This window comes from Paenibacillus marchantiophytorum, from assembly GCF_014640555.1.
GTDB classification, from domain to species: domain Bacteria; phylum Bacillota; class Bacilli; order Paenibacillales; family NBRC-103111; genus Paenibacillus_E; species Paenibacillus_E marchantiophytorum.
Genome location: NZ_BMHE01000001.1, coordinates 279547 through 296326, shown reverse-complemented (window position 1 = coordinate 296326; position 16780 = coordinate 279547). Strand labels below are relative to the sequence as shown.

The window sequence follows — 16780 nt, the reverse complement described above, 5'->3', positions numbered from 1 at the left end:
AACGTACTTATTTGTTCGAATTGGTGCTGGTTTGGAGGTATAAACAAGCTATTTGGCAGAATGAGATCCTCTAGCTTTGCAATCGCGCGGAGATAAGGGAACGTCAAGCCGCGATTGTAGGAAAATGTGTCATGATAAGGATCCAGAGGGAACTACAGTCCGCTATAATACCGAAAACCGCCATATTCCACGCCAAAGGGAACTACGATCCGCTATTGCACCATTTCCCGGTTGGAATCAGCAGGTTCCGCTTAAATAGCGGATCTCAGTTCCCTTTCATGCTACGTTTACCCCAGTTCCCGCCATATAGAGGATCATAGTTCCTTTTCACACGACGATCTCTGTCATTTCAAAGCCCAAAGGGAATAGGATCCGCTAGATTGCTGAAAACCGTTATGAAGATGCTCATCTCTCAGGGCGGCAAAGCCGCTTTTCTTATGTGCGACCGTAGCGCCCTGGTGTTCCTTTAACAGGATTTCTCGCTTCGAAGAAGCTTATCCCTCTTATCCCTCTTATCTCTATTAGAAATTTTCTAGTGTTTCGGGTTCTATCGAAGAGGCCCGATTCATAGATTAAAGTAAGATAGATTAGGAGGAATCAAACTATGAAATGGACATCAGCTACATTGAATCTCAGCCATGTTCGCAAAACGTTTCAGAGCGCAAGTTCCGTCGGAAAAACCTTTTTCATACTAAGTTCAGCTACCCTCGCCATTTTTGTGCTTATCGGTCTAGGAGGGGTCCTGCAAAATAGATTTATGACGACCTCGCCAGTTTCCTCTATGAAAAGCCTAGCTGCTTCTGTCACGAATCAATTTTTTATCGATATGCTGGGCATGGAAGTGCCTCATCTAAATAAAGAACAGAAGAAATTCACCTTTTCCCAGCACAATGTTTTTCATTTTGCTTTCCAGTTCATGACCGACATCAATCCCAATGATCCGAGAAGTCTTGTCGCCAGTGAAGTGCCAGGCATGGATGCGACGAAATCGACCGTATTGGTGAGAGGGAGCGAAACCAATTCCAGCGATCCGATTGATTATACGCCAATTACGCAAGATTTGGAGGCGGAAGCAATCAATGGCCATACGGCGCAGACACCTCAACCATCAGCGTTAGCAAGCCCATCGCCAGTGACGAATCCGCTGGGGCAGCCGCCGAAATCAGCTGGAGACAATGTAGCCTTCATTTATCAGACGCATAGTAATGAATCTTTTTTGCCCGAGCTCAAAGGCGTCACGAATCCGGACAAAGCTTACAGTGATAAAGTGAATATTATTTCTGTAGGTCAACGCCTAGCGCAAAATTTAGAGAAGGATGGCATCGGAGCGGTTCATTCTCAAACGGTATATCCGAGCACGGTAAAAAATTTCGACTATCCTTACTCCTACAAGTATTCCTTAAAGACGCTGCAAGAAGCTTCCGTTGCCCACCCGGATCTGCAATATTTCTTCGATATTCATCGGGATTCGGCCGTCCGCAACAAAACGACAACGACGATAGACGGCAAGGATTATGCGCAGGTGTATTTCATCATTGGCGGTAAAAATCCAAATTGGAAGAAGAATGAAGAATTCGCTAGCAAGATTCATCAGGTCTTGGAAGCGAAGCATCCTGGTATCTCCAAAGGGATTCATGCGAAGGAAGCGACAGAAGGCAATAACGGGTTATATAATCAAAACTTTTCGGATAATTCGATTTTGATTGAAGTAGGGGGCCCATACAATACGCTCGAGGAATGCTACAGAACGACAGATTGGTTAGCGGAAGCGATATCTGAAGTGATTTTGAACGCCAAGAAAGTGGATGCGCCGATAACGACGCCCAAGCAGTCTTAATTATTTGGAAATTTGGAGGAGGTTGGTCTGATGAGGGTGAGGCGATTTTATCTCAAAATGGGACTGTTCGGACTGTTGCTGTTGTTCTGTATCTTGTTCGGCGTTAGTTTGGCGTCCAGCGGCATGGATCGCATTCAAGGCCCGCAGCCTTCATCCAAAGCTGGACAAGTGGTTTCGAGTCCATCTCCGGGCAAAGGAGCAGACTTGAAGACATCGCCAGCGCCAACCGCCAAAACCAAGGGAGAACAACCGACGAAAGGACAAGCTGCCGCTTCACCAGCGCCAACAACCAAATCGGCGCCTGTCGCCGATCACGATAATTCATTGAATCATGTCGGCAATAAATTGGGTGATCTTTTGCAGATTGCGTCACATCATGGCATCCGCTTATTTGTGTCTCTTTTTGATGCATTACTGGGCAAAGGATAGAACGTACATTGCTGCAACTTCACACAACTGCTATAATGAAAATTATTTGCATGTAGTGGGGGTTAGTACTTTAGCATGACAGACATTCGAGCAAGACAACAACGAATTCGCAACTTTTCAATTATCGCCCATATTGATCACGGCAAATCTACACTTGCCGACCGCATCTTGGAATATACAGGCGCACTCTCTTCTCGTGAGATGCAGGAGCAGGTGCTTGACCAGATGGATCTGGAGCGTGAACGCGGGATTACGATTAAGCTGCAGGCGGTTCGGCTAGCTTACCGCGCAGACGATGGTGTCGATTATATCCTCAATTTGATCGATACACCGGGACATGTCGACTTTACATACGAGGTTTCTCGAAGCCTTGCGGCGTGTGAAGGCGCACTGCTGGTCGTGGATGCGGCTCAAGGCATAGAAGCGCAAACATTGGCTAACGTGTACTTGGCGCTAGAAAATAACTTAGAAATTTTACCTGTTATTAATAAAATTGATTTGCCGAGCGCTGATCCGGATAAGGTGAAGCAAGAAATCGAGGACGTAATCGGGCTGGACGCAAGCGAAGCGGTTCATGCTTCCGCGAAGGCCGGCATCGGGATCAAAGAAATTATCGAGCAGATCTGTCAGAAAGTGCCAGCGCCACAAGGCAATCCGGACAATCCGCTGCAAGCCTTAATCTTCGACTCCCATTATGACAGCTACAAAGGTGTAATCGTGTACGTACGAGTCGTGGATGGATCGATTAGAGCGGGCTCCAAGATTAAAATGATGGCGACCAATAAAGTTTTTGAAGTCATTGAAGTCGGCGCTTTCATGCCGAGAATGTCCTCTGTTCCTTCCCTTGAGGTTGGAGACGTAGGTTTCGTTGTAGCGGGCATCAAAAATGTCGGAGATACACGGGTTGGGGACACGGTGACTGAAGCGCATCGACCAGCGCCTGTAGCGCTGCCTGGTTACCGCCGGATTAACCCGATGGTGTTCTGCGGACTGTATCCGATCGAAACGACGGATTACAACGATCTGCGCGAAGCATTGCAGAAGCTGGAGCTTAACGATGCATCCCTTCGTTTTGAGCCGGAAACATCGACAGCTCTAGGTTTTGGTTTCCGCTGCGGATTCTTAGGACTTCTGCATATGGAAATTATTCAGGAACGTATTGAGCGTGAATTCAACATTCCGCTAATTACGACGGCGCCAAGCGTTATCTACCGCATTACGTTGACGAATGGCGATACGATGGAAATTGACAACCCCTCGAATTATCCAGATCCACAGCGTATTGATTTTGTGGAAGAGCCTTATGTGAAAGCTTCGGTTATCGTTCCCAATGATTACGTAGGAACGATTATGGAACTTTGCCAGGGGAAACGCGGCGAGTATTTGAACATGGAATATCTAGATACGAACCGGGTAACGTTGACGTATGAAATTCCGTTATCCGAAATCGTTTATGATTTCTTCGATATGCTGAAATCAAGAACCAAGGGATATGCTTCGTTTGATTACGAGGTTTCCGGCTACAAGAAGTCTAATCTCGTGAAGATGGACATTCTGCTGAATGCGGAGCAAGTCGATGCGCTTTCCTTCATTGTTCACCGGGATACAGCCTATCACCGCGGCAAAATCATTTGCGATAAGTTGAAGGAACTGATTCCGCGGCAAATGTTTGAAGTGCCGATTCAAGCGGCCATCGGACAGAAGATTGTGGCTCGTGAGACGGTAAAAGCGATGCGCAAAAACGTTCTCGCCAAGTGTTACGGCGGTGACATTTCGCGGAAACGCAAATTGCTCGACAAGCAAAAAGAAGGTAAGAAACGGATGAAACAGGTGGGCAGCGTGGAAGTGCCGCAAGAAGCCTTCATGGCCGTTCTCAAAATTGACGAATAGATGCAAATGAATGAGAAGCTGGGGTGGCAGAGTACTCTGCCCTTCGGCTTTTTCTCAATAGAAAGGAAATACCCCTTATGTTAGTAACCTATGCAGCCCCGACAGCTGTGTATATTCATATCCCCTTTTGTACAAACAAATGCCATTATTGTGATTTCAACTCTTATGTCCTCAAAGGCCAGCCTGTCATGGAGTATCTGGACGCGCTGGAACGTGAAATGGAACTGACGGTGCGTCAGCATCCGCCTGCTAAGGTAGAAACGATTTTCGTTGGCGGGGGAACGCCGACCGTGCTGCTGCCTGATCAAATGGAGCGTTTCCTGCGGATCGTCCGAACTTATTTTCCAGCGGACCCCGCAGAGGTTGAATTCTCGATGGAAGCTAATCCCGGAACGACGGATGAAGATAAACTCGCTGTTATGAAAGCAGGCGGCGTTAATCGGATCAGCTTTGGTGTCCAATCGTTTAATAACGAGATTCTCGCGACCATCGGACGCATTCATAATACAGATGATGTGCATCGCAGTATCCAGAATGCCAAAAAGCTGGGGTTTGACAATCTGTCGATTGATCTGATGTTCGGACTTCCGAAGCAAACCGTAGACATTATGCAGGCTACATTGGATGAGGCGCTCTCGCTGGATCTTCAGCATTACTCGATCTACAGTTTGAAAGTAGAGGAGAACACCTTATTTCATACCTTGTTCAACAAAAATCAGCTGCCGCTGCCAAGTGAAGACGAAGAAGTCGATATGTATGAACTGATCATGAAGCGATTGGAAGCAGCCGGTTATAAGCAATATGAAATCAGCAACTTCGCCAAACCGGGTCGTGAGAGCAGGCACAATTCGATGTATTGGCGCAACCGTTCCTATTATGGACTTGGCGCTGGCGCGCATGGCTATATGAATCGTCAGCGGCATGTCAATGTGAAGGGGATTCAACCTTATATTGACGCTACGAAGGCAGGTTTGCCGATCATAGAGCAGTTTGAGGTGACACAGCAGGAAGCGATGGAAGATTTCATGATGGTCGGTCTACGTCTGCTAGAAGGTGTAAGGAATAGTGATTTCATGGATCAATTTGGAATTACCATCGAATCGCAATTCGGAGAAACGTTAAAAGGGTGGCTGCAAAAGCAACTGCTGGAGCAAACGCCGGAGGGCTACCGACTATCCAAACAGGGGATCTTGCTCGGCAATGAAGTTTTCGCTTCCTTCCTAACCTAGCTGGCAGCGAAGCGGTTCCTGTATACGGTACAAAAAAACCTTGTGCAAATATACGGTTTGATGTATATTTATACATGAATCCACAAGCGATGGAGCGGTAAAGCCGCGAGGACGCTAGCGTGGGTTTTATGCATTTTTGTAACGATTGGTGGGGTAAACGTGAATTCATCAACGACTGTATCGGTAAGAAAAGCTTCAATCCGTGATATTGAGAAGCTTTATGATATTATACAAGGCTATGCCAAGCAGGGAATCATGCTGCCGCGTACCAGAGAGATGCTGGAGGATCAGATCGATACCTTCGTCGTCGCTGAATACGACGGTCTCTTGATAGGCTGCGGTTCCTTGACGAGGCTTGGACCTGATCTAGTCGAGATTCGCTCGCTAGGCATGACTCCAGGGTACAAAGGTCAAGGAATTGGCGGCAAGCTTGTTAATTTCCTGGTCGAAGAGGCCAGAAGCCAAGGGATCAAGAAAGTGATGGCGCTGACGTACGAGGTCGCCTTCTTCCAAAAAAACGGCTTTACCCTAGTGCCAAAAGAGATTTTCCCCGAGAAGGTTTGGAAAGATTGCATGCATTGCAAAAAACAGTATTGCTGCGACGAAATCGCCGTACTTAAACGTTTGGATTGACTTGACAACAGACCTTAGGGTCTGTTATTTTTGTATTAGGATTTAGCACTCACTAAATACGAGTGCTAACGAAAGTGAGAAACAGCGATTGTGAAGAGGAGGGGTACTTGTGCTGACAGAACGCCAGCGTATGATTTTAAGTGCTATCATTGATGATTATGTTCGTTCAGCTGAACCGATCGGTTCACGAAGTATTTCAAAACGGGGGAATGTTGGATTCAGTCCGGCTACCATTCGTAATGAAATGTCCGATCTCGAAGAGATGGGTTACCTGGAGCAGCCCCATACGTCCGCAGGGCGTATACCCTCGCACAAAGGTTATCGCTATTACGTCGATCACTTGATGCAGCACGGCGCTTTGCATGAGAATGATTTGGACTCTATGAAGGGCGCATTTGCGGAACGGATTCAAGAGATGGAAGGAGTCATCCAGCATGTTGCCGGTATGCTCTCCAGCCTTACGAATTACACGTCCATCGTGCTTGGTCCCGAGGTGTTCAGCACGACGCTGAAGCATCTGCAGATTATCCCGCTTTCGGACACGACGGCAGTGGCGATTATTGTCATGAATACGGGACATGTCGAAAATAAGACGGTCACGATTCCGGAAGGCATTAAGATGTCGGAAATTGAAAAGGTCGTTAACATTTTAAATGCAAGACTCAAAAATGTGCCGCTGATTCAGTTTAAGTCCAGACTTTACAATGAGATTTCCGAGGAATTAAGCAAGTATGTGAATGGGTATCAAGAACTGCTATCGGTCATTGAAAGTGTGTTGCAAAGCGATGAGAAGGATCGGGTATTCCTAAGCGGGATGACGAATATGCTGACCCAGCCGGAATTTAAGGATGTGGAGAAGGTTAAGAGCATTTTTGACCTCTTCGAAGAAGCACCGACTCTGATCAAGTTATTTACACCATCAAATGAAGGCATTGAGATTAAAATTGGTGCTGAAAATAGTATTGAAGCAATTAGCAATTGCAGCTTAATAACGGCTTCCTATTCGATCAGCGGGCAGCCGCTGGGGACGATTGGAATTCTAGGGCCAACACGAATGGAATACGGCAGGGTTATTAATTTAATGGAGCACTTGTCCAAACATCTCGAAGTCGTACTCGGACGTTGGTATGGGAAATGAGCGTGAACAAGACGGTTCACAGTGAAGGTGAAGAGCGTTATTCCACGCTTGTGAATAACGCGGCGGCTGTAAGAGCAATTTGCTCTGCCGTTGAAGGAACATTAGGCCCCAAGGGACTCGATACGATGCTCGTAGGCAGCCAGGGTGAAGTGATCATTACCAATGATGGGGTGACCATCTTGGAGAAAATGGATGTTACTCATCCTGCTGCGCGACTGATGATTCAGGTAGCTCGCAGCCAGCAGCGCCAAATCGGCGACGGCACGACGACAGCAACGGTACTTGCCGGAGCGTTGGTGCAGGAGGGCGTAGCCCAAGTCACACGCGGTGTACCTGTCGCCAAGGTTGTAAGCGGGATGCTGCAAGGGATCGAGTTGGCTGTGACAAGCTTGCAAGAGCGCAGCCGCGCGATTGCAGGCTTGGATGACAGCGCCCTGAAGCGGATTGCGATTACGGCAGGCAGAGAGCAGGCGGATATCGCCGGGCTCATCATTCAAGCTGCCGAAGCGGTCGGCGAACCGAAGCTTCGCGAAGAAGGCTATCGCTTCGCGGACAGCGTGCTCGCCCACGAAGCGGCGAGCAGCGAGGTGTGGACCGGCATTCTGCTGAATCAGAAGCCGATGAACTTGCATCTCGAAGAGGAGGCGCGCCGTGATCTGCGCATTCTCGTGCTGCATGATGCTCTGGAGCCTGAGGCTGTCAGCGAGGAATCGCTGGTCACCGAGGCAGGCTTCCAGCGCTACATGCAGCTGCGAGAGCAGTTCCGCAGCAGCTTCAGCATGCTGCTGGAACTTGGCGTCGGACTGATTGCCACCGACCGCGGGGTTGACCCGGAGGCGGAGCAGTTCTGCTCCGACCATGGCATTCTCGTGCTGCAGCGGCTGTCCCGCCGGGACTTGCAGCTGCTGAGCGAGCACACCGGCGCTAGGCCGGTGCGGCGCACGGCGCTGCGCAAGAGCGCGCCGGAGCTTGGCGCCGCGCTCGGGCACGCCGGCTACGCCGCGTACGACGAGCGCCTCGAGCGCGTGCGCGTCGCGGGAGGCCGCGGCGATCAGCACGTGACCGTGATCGTCGGCGCCGCGACACGAGAAGCGGCGCATGAGCGCTCGCGCATCGCGAAGGACGCCGCCTCGGCCGTGCAAGCCGCCGTGCGCGGCGGGTACTTGCCCGGGGGCGGCGCTGCCGAGATGGCCGTCGCCCATGATCTGGACCGTGCCCGCGAGACGATGAAGGGCATGGAAGGCTTCGGTGTTGCCGCTGTCGCGGGGGCACTGCGCAAGCCGCTGGCTCAGATTGTTGTGAACGCAGGCTACAACCCGCTGGAGAAGGTCGAAGAGCTGAAAGCAGCCCAGCTAGCGCTGGAAACGGACAGTCTCGGCATTGACTGCGATACTGGGCAAGTGACAGATTTCGTCCAAGTTGGTATTGTAGATCCTGCTGACGTTAAGATTCACGCATTGCAAGCGGCTGGCGAAGTTGCTGCTGCTGTCCTGCGTATTCATACAGTAATCAAGATGAAACAGCCTTTTGAAGAGGTCTAAAGCTGGGCAAACTGACGTTAGAGCGAATATGTTGTATTATGTTTAGGAGGTGAAGGACAATTGAGTACAGGAAATAACAAAACAGAAGAGCAAGATGTGAACACTACATACGCAGCTGAAGGCGAGCAAGCCGCAGATCAACAAGAAGCGGCAAGTCAAGATTCGCAAGGCGAGGTTTCGGAAGAAGCCAAAGAAGTTAGCGAATTGGAAACAGCGCGTATGCAAGCAGAAGAAAACTATCAGCGTCTATTGCGCGTTCAAGCGGACTTCGACAACTTCCGCCGCCGCGCAAGAGCGGAGAAGGAAGATTTCGCGAAATACGCTTCGCTTAAATTGATTGAACAGCTTTTACCGATTGTGGATAACTTCGATCGCGCGCTGTCTTCAAGCAAAGAGACGAAGGATTTCGATGCGCTGGTGAAAGGTTTGGATATGACTTACCGCGGTATCGATCAACTGCTTACAGCAGAAGGACTTAAACCGATTGAATCCGTTGGTCAACCGTTCAACCCGGAATACCATCAAGCGGTTATGCAAGTTGAATCCGACGAACACGAAGAAGGTATCGTTGTTGAGGAATTGCAAAAAGGCTATATTCTCAAAGATAAAGTCATCCGCCCAGCAATGGTTAAGGTAAGTGTGTAAGGATCTTATTAATCTAAAATTCCAATAAACCAATATGTTCCCCAGGAGCAAAAGGAGGCAGCTTTAACATGAGTAAAGTAATTGGTATTGACTTAGGTACAACAAATTCTTGCGTTGCCGTAATGGAAGGCGGCGAAGCCGTCGTAATTCCGAACCCGGAAGGTAATCGTACAACCCCTTCAGTCGTAGGTTTCAAAAAAGATGGCGAGCGCGTTGTCGGTGAAACAGCCAAACGTCAAGCGATCACAAACCCAGACAAAACAATCAGCTCCATCAAGCGTCACATTGGTACGAACCACAAAGAAAACATTGACGGCAAAGATTACACGCCGCAAGAGATTTCTGCGATTATCCTGCAAAAGCTGAAAGCTGATGCTGAAGCTTACCTTGGCCAAACAGTAACACAAGCCGTTATCACGGTTCCTGCTTACTTCAATGACAGCCAACGTCAAGCGACCAAAGATGCTGGTAAAATTGCCGGTCTGGAAGTTCTGCGTATTGTCAATGAGCCAACAGCAGCAGCGCTTGCTTACGGTTTGGAGAAAACCGAAGATCAAACCATTCTTGTTTATGACCTTGGTGGCGGTACATTTGACGTATCCATCCTTGAACTTGGCGATGGCTTCTTCGAAGTTAAAGCGACAAGCGGAGACAACAAACTAGGAGGAGACGATTTTGACCAAGTCATCATCGATTACCTCGTAACTGAATTCAAAAAAGAACAAGGCATTGACCTTAGCAAAGATAAAGCAGCTGTACAACGTTTGAAAGATGCTGCGGAAAAAGCGAAAAAAGAACTTTCCGGTGTTCTGACAACGACAGTTTCCCTGCCGTTCATCACGGTAGCTGACGGCGTTCCTCAGCATTTGGAGCTTAACTTGACTCGCGCGAAATTCGAAGAAATTTCCGCTGGACTTGTAGAAAGAACACTTGGACCAACTCGCCAAGCGTTGACGGATTCCGGCTTGTCCACAAGCCAAATCGACAAAGTTGTTCTTGTTGGTGGATCCACGCGTATTCCGGCTGTTGTTGAAGCGATCAAAAAATTGATCGGCAAAGAGCCGCACAAAGGCGTTAACCCGGATGAAGTTGTTGCCCTTGGTGCAGCAGTTCAAGCTGGTGTATTAACAGGTGAAGTGAAAGACGTTGTTCTTCTTGACGTAACACCACTTTCCCTTGGTATCGAAACAGCAGGCGGCGTATTCACGAAAATGATCGACCGCAACACAACGATCCCTACTACCAAATCACAAGTGTACTCCACTTATGCAGATAACCAAACGAGCGTTGAGATTCACGTGCTTCAAGGTGAGCGCTCCATGGCTAGCGGCAACAAAACACTGGGCCGTTTCATGCTTGGTGATATTCCTCCTGCTCCGCGTGGCGTACCGCAAATCGAAGTTAGCTTCGATATCGATGCCAACGGTATCGTTAACGTATCCGCTTTGGATAAAGGAACAGGCAAAAGCCAAAAAATCACGATTACTTCTTCCAGCGGTTTGAGCGATGCAGAAGTTGAGCAAATGGTGAAAGACGCAGAAGCGCATGCTGAGGAAGATCGCGTTCGCAAAGAGCTTGTAGAAGCTCGGAACGAAGCTGACCAACTCGTGTACTCCGTTGACAAAACGATCAAGGATCTTGGCGATAAAGTAGACCAAGGCGAGATCGACAAAGCGAATGCAGCCAAAGAGAAAGTGACAGCAGCACTGGCTGGCAACGAACTCGAAACGATCAAAAAAGCGACAGAAGAGTTGACAGAAGTGATTCAACAACTTTCCGTGAAACTGTATGAGCAAGCGTCTGCAGCGCAAGGTCCCGATGGCGATGCTGGCGGAAACGATGCTCCTAAAGGCAGAGAAAATGTTGTTGACGCTGACTACGAAGTAGTTGACGATCAAAAGAAATAAACATATCCTAACTTAATAGGAAGTGTAACAAGCTGACTAGTCAAAGCCGTCCGGAATTGTTCCGTGGCTTTGACTTTCCGTTTGTAGTCTTGAACATGGGAGTGGAACAATGAGTAAACGTGATTATTATGAGGTCCTTGGTCTAGGCAAGGATGCTTCGCCAGATGATATCAAGAAGGCTTATCGTAAAATGGCGCGTCAATATCACCCTGACGTGAACAAAGCCGCGGATGCGGAAGATAAATTCAAAGAAGCGAAAGACGCTTATGATGTACTCAGCGATGATCAGAAGAAAGCCCAATACGACCGCTTTGGTCACGTAGATCCGAATCAGGGCATGGGTGGTCAAGATTTCGGCGGTGGTTTTGGCGATATTTTTGATATGTTCTTTGGCGGTGGCGGCGGTGGAAACCGTCGTAACCCGAATGCTCCACAACGTGGGAACGACTTGCAATACACGATGACCATCGAGTTCAAGGAAGCGATTTTCGGGAAAGAAATCGATATTCATATTCCTCGCACAGAAAATTGTGATACGTGCAGCGGAAGCGGCGCTAAGCCAGGGACGAAACCGGAAACTTGCGGAACATGTCATGGCAGCGGTCAGCAGGAAGTCGTGCAGAACACAGCTTTTGGTCGTATCGTCAACCGTCGTGTTTGTTCAACATGTAACGGTCAAGGGAAAATCATCAAAGAGAAATGCGGAGCGTGCCATGGCGCCGGTAAAGTGAAGAAACAACGGACCATTCACATCAAGATTCCAGCAGGCGTCGATGATGGTGCTCAGCTTCGTGTATCTGGCGAAGGGGAAGGCGGTACGCGCGGAGGTCCTGCAGGCGATCTCTACGTTGTCATTCGCGTGAAATCGCATGAGTTCTTCGAACGTGAAGGAAACGATGTGTACTGTGAAGTGCCATTGACGTTTATGCAGGCTGCGCTAGGTGATGAGATCGAGATCCCTACGCTGACAGAGAAAGTGAAACTCAAAATTCCTGCGGGTACACAAACCGACACCTATTTCCGCTTGAAAGGGAAAGGTGTGCCTCATCTTCGCGGATTCGGTCAAGGGGATCAGCACGTCAAAGTGATCGTGATGACGCCTACGAATCTAAGCGATGAGCAGAAGGATCTGCTTCGTCAATTTGGGAAGCAGAGCGGCGAGCATACCCATGAGCAAAATCAATCGATTTTTGAACGTATGAAAAGAGCCTTCTTAGGCGATTAATTATACAAAATGATTCCTACTAAGCACTCCGCTATCAGCACGTACAGATTCTCATCTGTATGTGCCCTGGCAGGGTGTTTTTTTCTGATAAAGAACGCCCCTAGCCAAGCAGGCACCAGTCCTATGACGGAGAATGCGTCGTGTTTAGCTACCATGATAAACAAAGACTTCTTTGCTACGGCGGTTTTCGGTCTCTACAAGCAGCTAATGAACTGTATGATGCTTATAGACCAGAAAACGGCTGCTTTGGAGATTTAATGAACGGAGTTGGCGCTACCCGGCACTTTATTGGCCGAAAGGTGATCGTTTGCTTGAAATAGCGCATCTGGGATTCATTAGATTTTCAGAATGAGCGATTTTGGTCGAATAAAGGGTATTGAGTTCGTAAGGGGCTTGAGCTTGCCTCAAGGTTCATTGACTTGATGACCTAGCCGCAGGCTAGGTTTTTTTTGTTTTTTTATTTTAACATTCCGCAAATAAATGTCGAAATATTTTACATAGCGTAGACGTTCCTATGACTTTCTCTTAATCTCTGAGGCTTATGCTAGTTAAGGTGAAATACTATTTTTGGAGGGAATACATTTTGAAGAAAAGTCTAAAACAAATCGTGGGTTCCGGTTTATCAGTTTCATTACTGGCTCTAAGTGTTGCAGGCGCAGCATCAGCTGCTGAGACCACAACAACACCAGCAGCACCAACAACACCAGCAGCACAATCCAAAAATTTGATTGTTCTCATCGGCGACGGCATGGGCCCTGCTGAAGTAACGGCAGCCAGATATTATTCCAAAAAGTTTTTAAATAAAGATCGACTAGAGCTTGATGGCGGCTATTACGTCGGCAAAGCAACTACATATTCGCAAGCAGGTCCGTATACATCGGAATCAGGAGCTGTAACTGACTCAGCAGCCGCTGGAACTGCTTTCTCGACAGGCAATAAAACCTATAATAACGCAATCAGCGTATCCAATGGCGAAGTGGCAAAACCATTTGCTTCCGTCATTGAAGCGGCTATGAAGCAAGGCAAAGCTACCGGACTTGTGACAACAGACAGCATTGTTGGCGCAACACCAGCGGTATGGGCTTCACATGTTCGTCAACGCAGCAACCAGAACGCGATCGCAAGCCAATACCTGACGAGCGGTGTAAATGTCTTGTTCGGTGGCGGTAAAGCCAATTTCGTAACCAAGGATGAGAAGGGCAAACGGACAGACAAGAACATCATTCCTGACTTTGAGGCTAAAGGATTCAAAACCGCTTATGATAAAAAAGGGTTAGATGCTATCCCGGCTACAGCAGGCAATGCTCTTGGACTTTTTGCAATGAACGAAATCCCTTATGTGCTTGACCGTGAAGCAAGTACGCCAAGCTTACCGCAATTATCCCAAAAAGCGCTTGAACTTTTATCCCAAAATAAAAATGGTTTCGTCTTGCTGGTAGAGCAAGGGCGTATCGACCACGCAGGTCATGCGAACGATCTTCCTTCTAACATCCAAGAATTGTTGGAGCTTGACGCTACCTTCAAAACACTCGTTGATTTCGCTAAAAAAGACGGCAATACGTCTGTTGTCGTAACAGCGGACCATGAAACGGGCGGATTGTCCCTAGGGATTAACAATGTGTACGAGCTGAACGTGGATCTGTTCAACAAACAGAAACATTCTTACGAGTATTTGGATGGCATCCTAAAAACAGCGCAAACGGCTGATGATGTTCGTAAAATTGTCGCTGACAACATTGGTTTCACCGATTTGTCCGATGATGAAATTGCTTTGATTTTGAAAGGTGACGGTTCTTCCTATGGGCGTTCCGGCGGTTATAACGCGGTAGTTTCCAAACGTCTTGCTGTGGGTTGGACAGGACATGGCCATACCGGTGTTGACGTAGGCGTATGGGCTTACGGTCCGATTGCTTCCCTCGTCAAAGGGGATATCGACAATACGGATGTTGCCAAAAGCGGAGCTAAAGTGATTGGCGCTGACTTGGCAGCAGCAACGAAAGAGCTGCAAGACAAATACTTGTACCCTCTTTTCAAAGTTACCCGCGATAATAAAACATTGTTCACAGCGAAATCCTTGGCTGAGGCTTTGGATATCAAAGTAACATGGGATGAAGCAACGAAATCCGTTGTTTTGGCAAAAGACAGCCAAAAATTAACGGTGCTTGTGGAAACAGGCGCAATTACCGACAATGGAGCTGCTAGCGCATTGGTTGGCAATGTCGACAACGGCAAGCTTTACTTGCCGCTGGAAGCTTTCACGAAATTGACTGGCAAAAGCTTGACTTGGGATGCGGTCAACGAGCGTATCGTTAAAAACTAAAAAGCCAGAGGAACAGCATGGACAGGGGTTATAATGCCCTTGTCCTCTTTTCCTGTTTAAGACAGTTGATGTTGGAGGACCACTATGATTGCAATTAAGGGTGTTACTAAATCGTTTGCGATGCATGGCAAAAGCTTGCCGATTCTGAGCGTTTCGGATTGGCAGGTCGAACAGGGTGAGCGAATAGCGCTCACAGGACCCAGTGGAAGTGGGAAGAGCACACTTCTGCATTTGCTTAGCGGCGTAATGACGCCAGATCAGGGTGAAATTTGGGTACACGGTTTGCCAATACACCAATTATCGGAAAGCAAGCGGGATCGCTACAGAGCGGAGCATGTCGGTTATATTTTTCAAGATTTCCATCTGATTTCGTCGCTGACTGCAAGGCAGAATGTGGAACTCATTGTGCCGCACAATTGGACGAAAAAGCAGGCCAAAGTTCAAGTGGATGACTGGTTTGAACGCGTCGGCTTGCAGGATCGCCAGCATCATCGCCCTGCGGAATTGTCTCGCGGTCAACAGCAGCGCGCGGCTATCATACGCGCTATTATAGCTAAGCCACAGCTGATTTTGGCGGATGAGCCAACGGGCAGCTTGGATTGGGAAACAGCAGGAGACATCATGTCTCTGCTGCTGGAGATATGTGAAGCGGAGAAGCTCACTTTGCTGACGGTTACACATGATTTGCACTTAGCTGACATGTACCCTAAGCGGGTTCATATTCAAGAGATAAATGAACTGCCAAGGAGAGAAGCGGGATGAACTTAATTTCTTTATTGTGGCGTAATGTGCTTCATCGCAAAACGCTCTCCCTCCTTACGGTGATGTCGGTTGCTGTCACAGTCGCCTTGGTTGTTTTTCTGCTGCTCTGCAGCGACGGTATTGAGAAAGGCGCCGAGAAAGGGTATGGTCCCTTTGAAGTGACGATTGGCGCCAAAGGCAGCGCCACCCAGCTTGCACTGAATACCTATTATCATATCGGCTCCCCGACAGGCAATGTGCCCTTTACTTTGCTGGATGAGGTTCGTAAAGATGCAGCGGTTGATAAGGCTTTTGCGATGACGACAGGCGATAATTACAATGGTTTTCCGATAGTCGGCATGGAAGTCGATTATTTCTTAACTCGGTATGGGACCGATAAACATATGGCGCAAGGCAAGTTGTATGAGAAACTTGGCGATACGATCGTCGGTTCTCACGTAGCCAGTGAATTGGGACTTCATGTAGGTGATAAATTTCAAGGCGCGCATGGTTTGGTCAAAGGTGCAGTAGATGACGATGAGGATCATCATGAGGGTGAAGCTGGGGAAGCTGATCATCATCATCAGTTTACATATAACATCGTCGGTATTTTGCCGCCACTGCTTACCTCAGATGATCGGGCGATCTTTACGACACTGGATTATGCTTGGGCGGTTCATGAGAATCAGCAGTCGGCTTCGAAGGAAATTACAACCATTCTGGTTAAGCCCAAAACCTTGCTAGGGGCGCAATCGATTAAAACCAAATATGGACAAATGAACAATGTCCAAGCGATTTATACAAGCAAGGCTGTAGCCGATGTTGTCAATGTGGTAGACAAAGGCACGCAAGCGCTCAGTGTTGTGACAGTTATTTGCATATTCCTGGCAGCAGGTTCTATTCTGCTCTCCCTAATTGCCGCCGTCAATGAGCGGAAGAAGGATGTAGGATTGCTGCGGCTTATCGGCAAATCCAAAAGTTATGTGTGGTTTTCATTGATTGGCGAAGGTGTTCTTCTCACCTTCATTGGTCTTATAGGCGGGTTAGTAATAGGCCATGCAGGCGGCTATTTGAGCCGTGAAGCTGTGTTTGAGTATTCAGGCTTGCAAATCCAGAGCTGGCATTACATGCCTGGCGAGGGTTGGCTTGTCTTAGGCACATTGTTGATTGGTGTTGTGGCTTCCATCGGTCCTGCTTTGCAGGCTTATCGCGTGGACCCCTTGCAATTATTTAAATCTTGAGGTG

The 16780-nt window shown here is 48.2% G+C and carries 13 protein-coding genes; all 13 read left to right on the top strand.

Annotation, left to right across the window (positions count from 1 at the left end; translation table 11 throughout):
• Window positions 1–604: 604 nt before the first annotated feature.
• The 13 genes from spoIIP to IEY34_RS01275 all read left to right on the top strand — a co-directional run bounded on the left by spoIIP (window position 605) and on the right by IEY34_RS01275 (window position 16776).
• Window positions 605–1837 (top strand): stage II sporulation protein P, encoded by a 1233-nt coding sequence (spoIIP, locus tag IEY34_RS01335; RefSeq protein ID WP_189006486.1) that lies wholly within the window; start codon window positions 605–607, stop codon window positions 1835–1837.
• A gap of 30 nt (window positions 1838–1867) precedes the next feature.
• Complete coding sequence (locus IEY34_RS01330) at window positions 1868–2266, top strand: DUF3679 domain-containing protein (protein WP_189006483.1); 399 nt, start codon at window positions 1868–1870, stop codon at window positions 2264–2266.
• Between the two features lie 75 nt (window positions 2267–2341).
• Window positions 2342–4156 (top strand): translation elongation factor 4, encoded by a 1815-nt coding sequence (gene lepA, locus IEY34_RS01325; RefSeq protein ID WP_189006479.1) that lies wholly within the window; start codon window positions 2342–2344, stop codon window positions 4154–4156.
• Window positions 4157–4233: 77 nt separating this feature from the next.
• Entirely contained in the window at window positions 4234–5385 is a 1152-nt protein-coding gene (hemW, locus tag IEY34_RS01320) for a radical SAM family heme chaperone HemW (protein ID WP_189006476.1), read from the top strand.
• 159 nt (window positions 5386–5544) lie between these two features.
• Window positions 5545–6018: an N-acetyltransferase gene (locus tag IEY34_RS01315; RefSeq protein ID WP_189006473.1), complete on the top strand. Its 474-nt coding sequence runs from the start codon at window positions 5545–5547 to the stop codon at window positions 6016–6018.
• 109 nt (window positions 6019–6127) lie between these two features.
• The gene (gene hrcA / locus IEY34_RS01310) at window positions 6128–7156 is read left to right on the top strand and encodes a heat-inducible transcriptional repressor HrcA (RefSeq protein ID WP_189006471.1); all 1029 of its coding nucleotides are present in this window, start codon (window positions 6128–6130) and stop codon (window positions 7154–7156) included.
• Entirely contained in the window at window positions 7153–8697 is a 1545-nt protein-coding gene (locus IEY34_RS01305) for a TCP-1/cpn60 chaperonin family protein (protein WP_189006468.1), read from the top strand. The genes hrcA and IEY34_RS01305 overlap by 4 nt, the downstream gene beginning before the upstream one ends.
• Before the next feature lie 60 nt (window positions 8698–8757).
• Complete coding sequence (gene grpE / locus IEY34_RS01300; RefSeq protein WP_189006465.1) at window positions 8758–9342, top strand: nucleotide exchange factor GrpE; 585 nt, start codon at window positions 8758–8760, stop codon at window positions 9340–9342.
• 68 nt (window positions 9343–9410) lie between these two features.
• The gene (gene dnaK, locus IEY34_RS01295; protein WP_189006462.1) at window positions 9411–11249 is read left to right on the top strand and encodes a molecular chaperone DnaK; all 1839 of its coding nucleotides are present in this window, start codon (window positions 9411–9413) and stop codon (window positions 11247–11249) included.
• Between the two features lie 109 nt (window positions 11250–11358).
• Complete coding sequence (gene dnaJ, locus IEY34_RS01290) at window positions 11359–12474, top strand: molecular chaperone DnaJ (protein WP_189006460.1); 1116 nt, start codon at window positions 11359–11361, stop codon at window positions 12472–12474.
• A 583-nt stretch (window positions 12475–13057) separates the two neighbouring features.
• Window positions 13058–14794 (top strand): alkaline phosphatase, encoded by a 1737-nt coding sequence (locus tag IEY34_RS01285; RefSeq protein ID WP_189006458.1) that lies wholly within the window; start codon window positions 13058–13060, stop codon window positions 14792–14794.
• Window positions 14795–14878: 84 nt separating this feature from the next.
• The gene (locus IEY34_RS01280; RefSeq protein ID WP_189006456.1) at window positions 14879–15556 is read left to right on the top strand and encodes an ABC transporter ATP-binding protein; all 678 of its coding nucleotides are present in this window, start codon (window positions 14879–14881) and stop codon (window positions 15554–15556) included.
• On the top strand, window positions 15553–16776 hold the full coding sequence (locus tag IEY34_RS01275) for an ABC transporter permease (protein WP_189006454.1): 1224 nt from the start codon (window positions 15553–15555) through the stop codon (window positions 16774–16776). Before IEY34_RS01280 ends, IEY34_RS01275 begins: the two co-directional genes overlap by 4 nt.
• Window positions 16777–16780 lie beyond the last annotated feature (4 nt).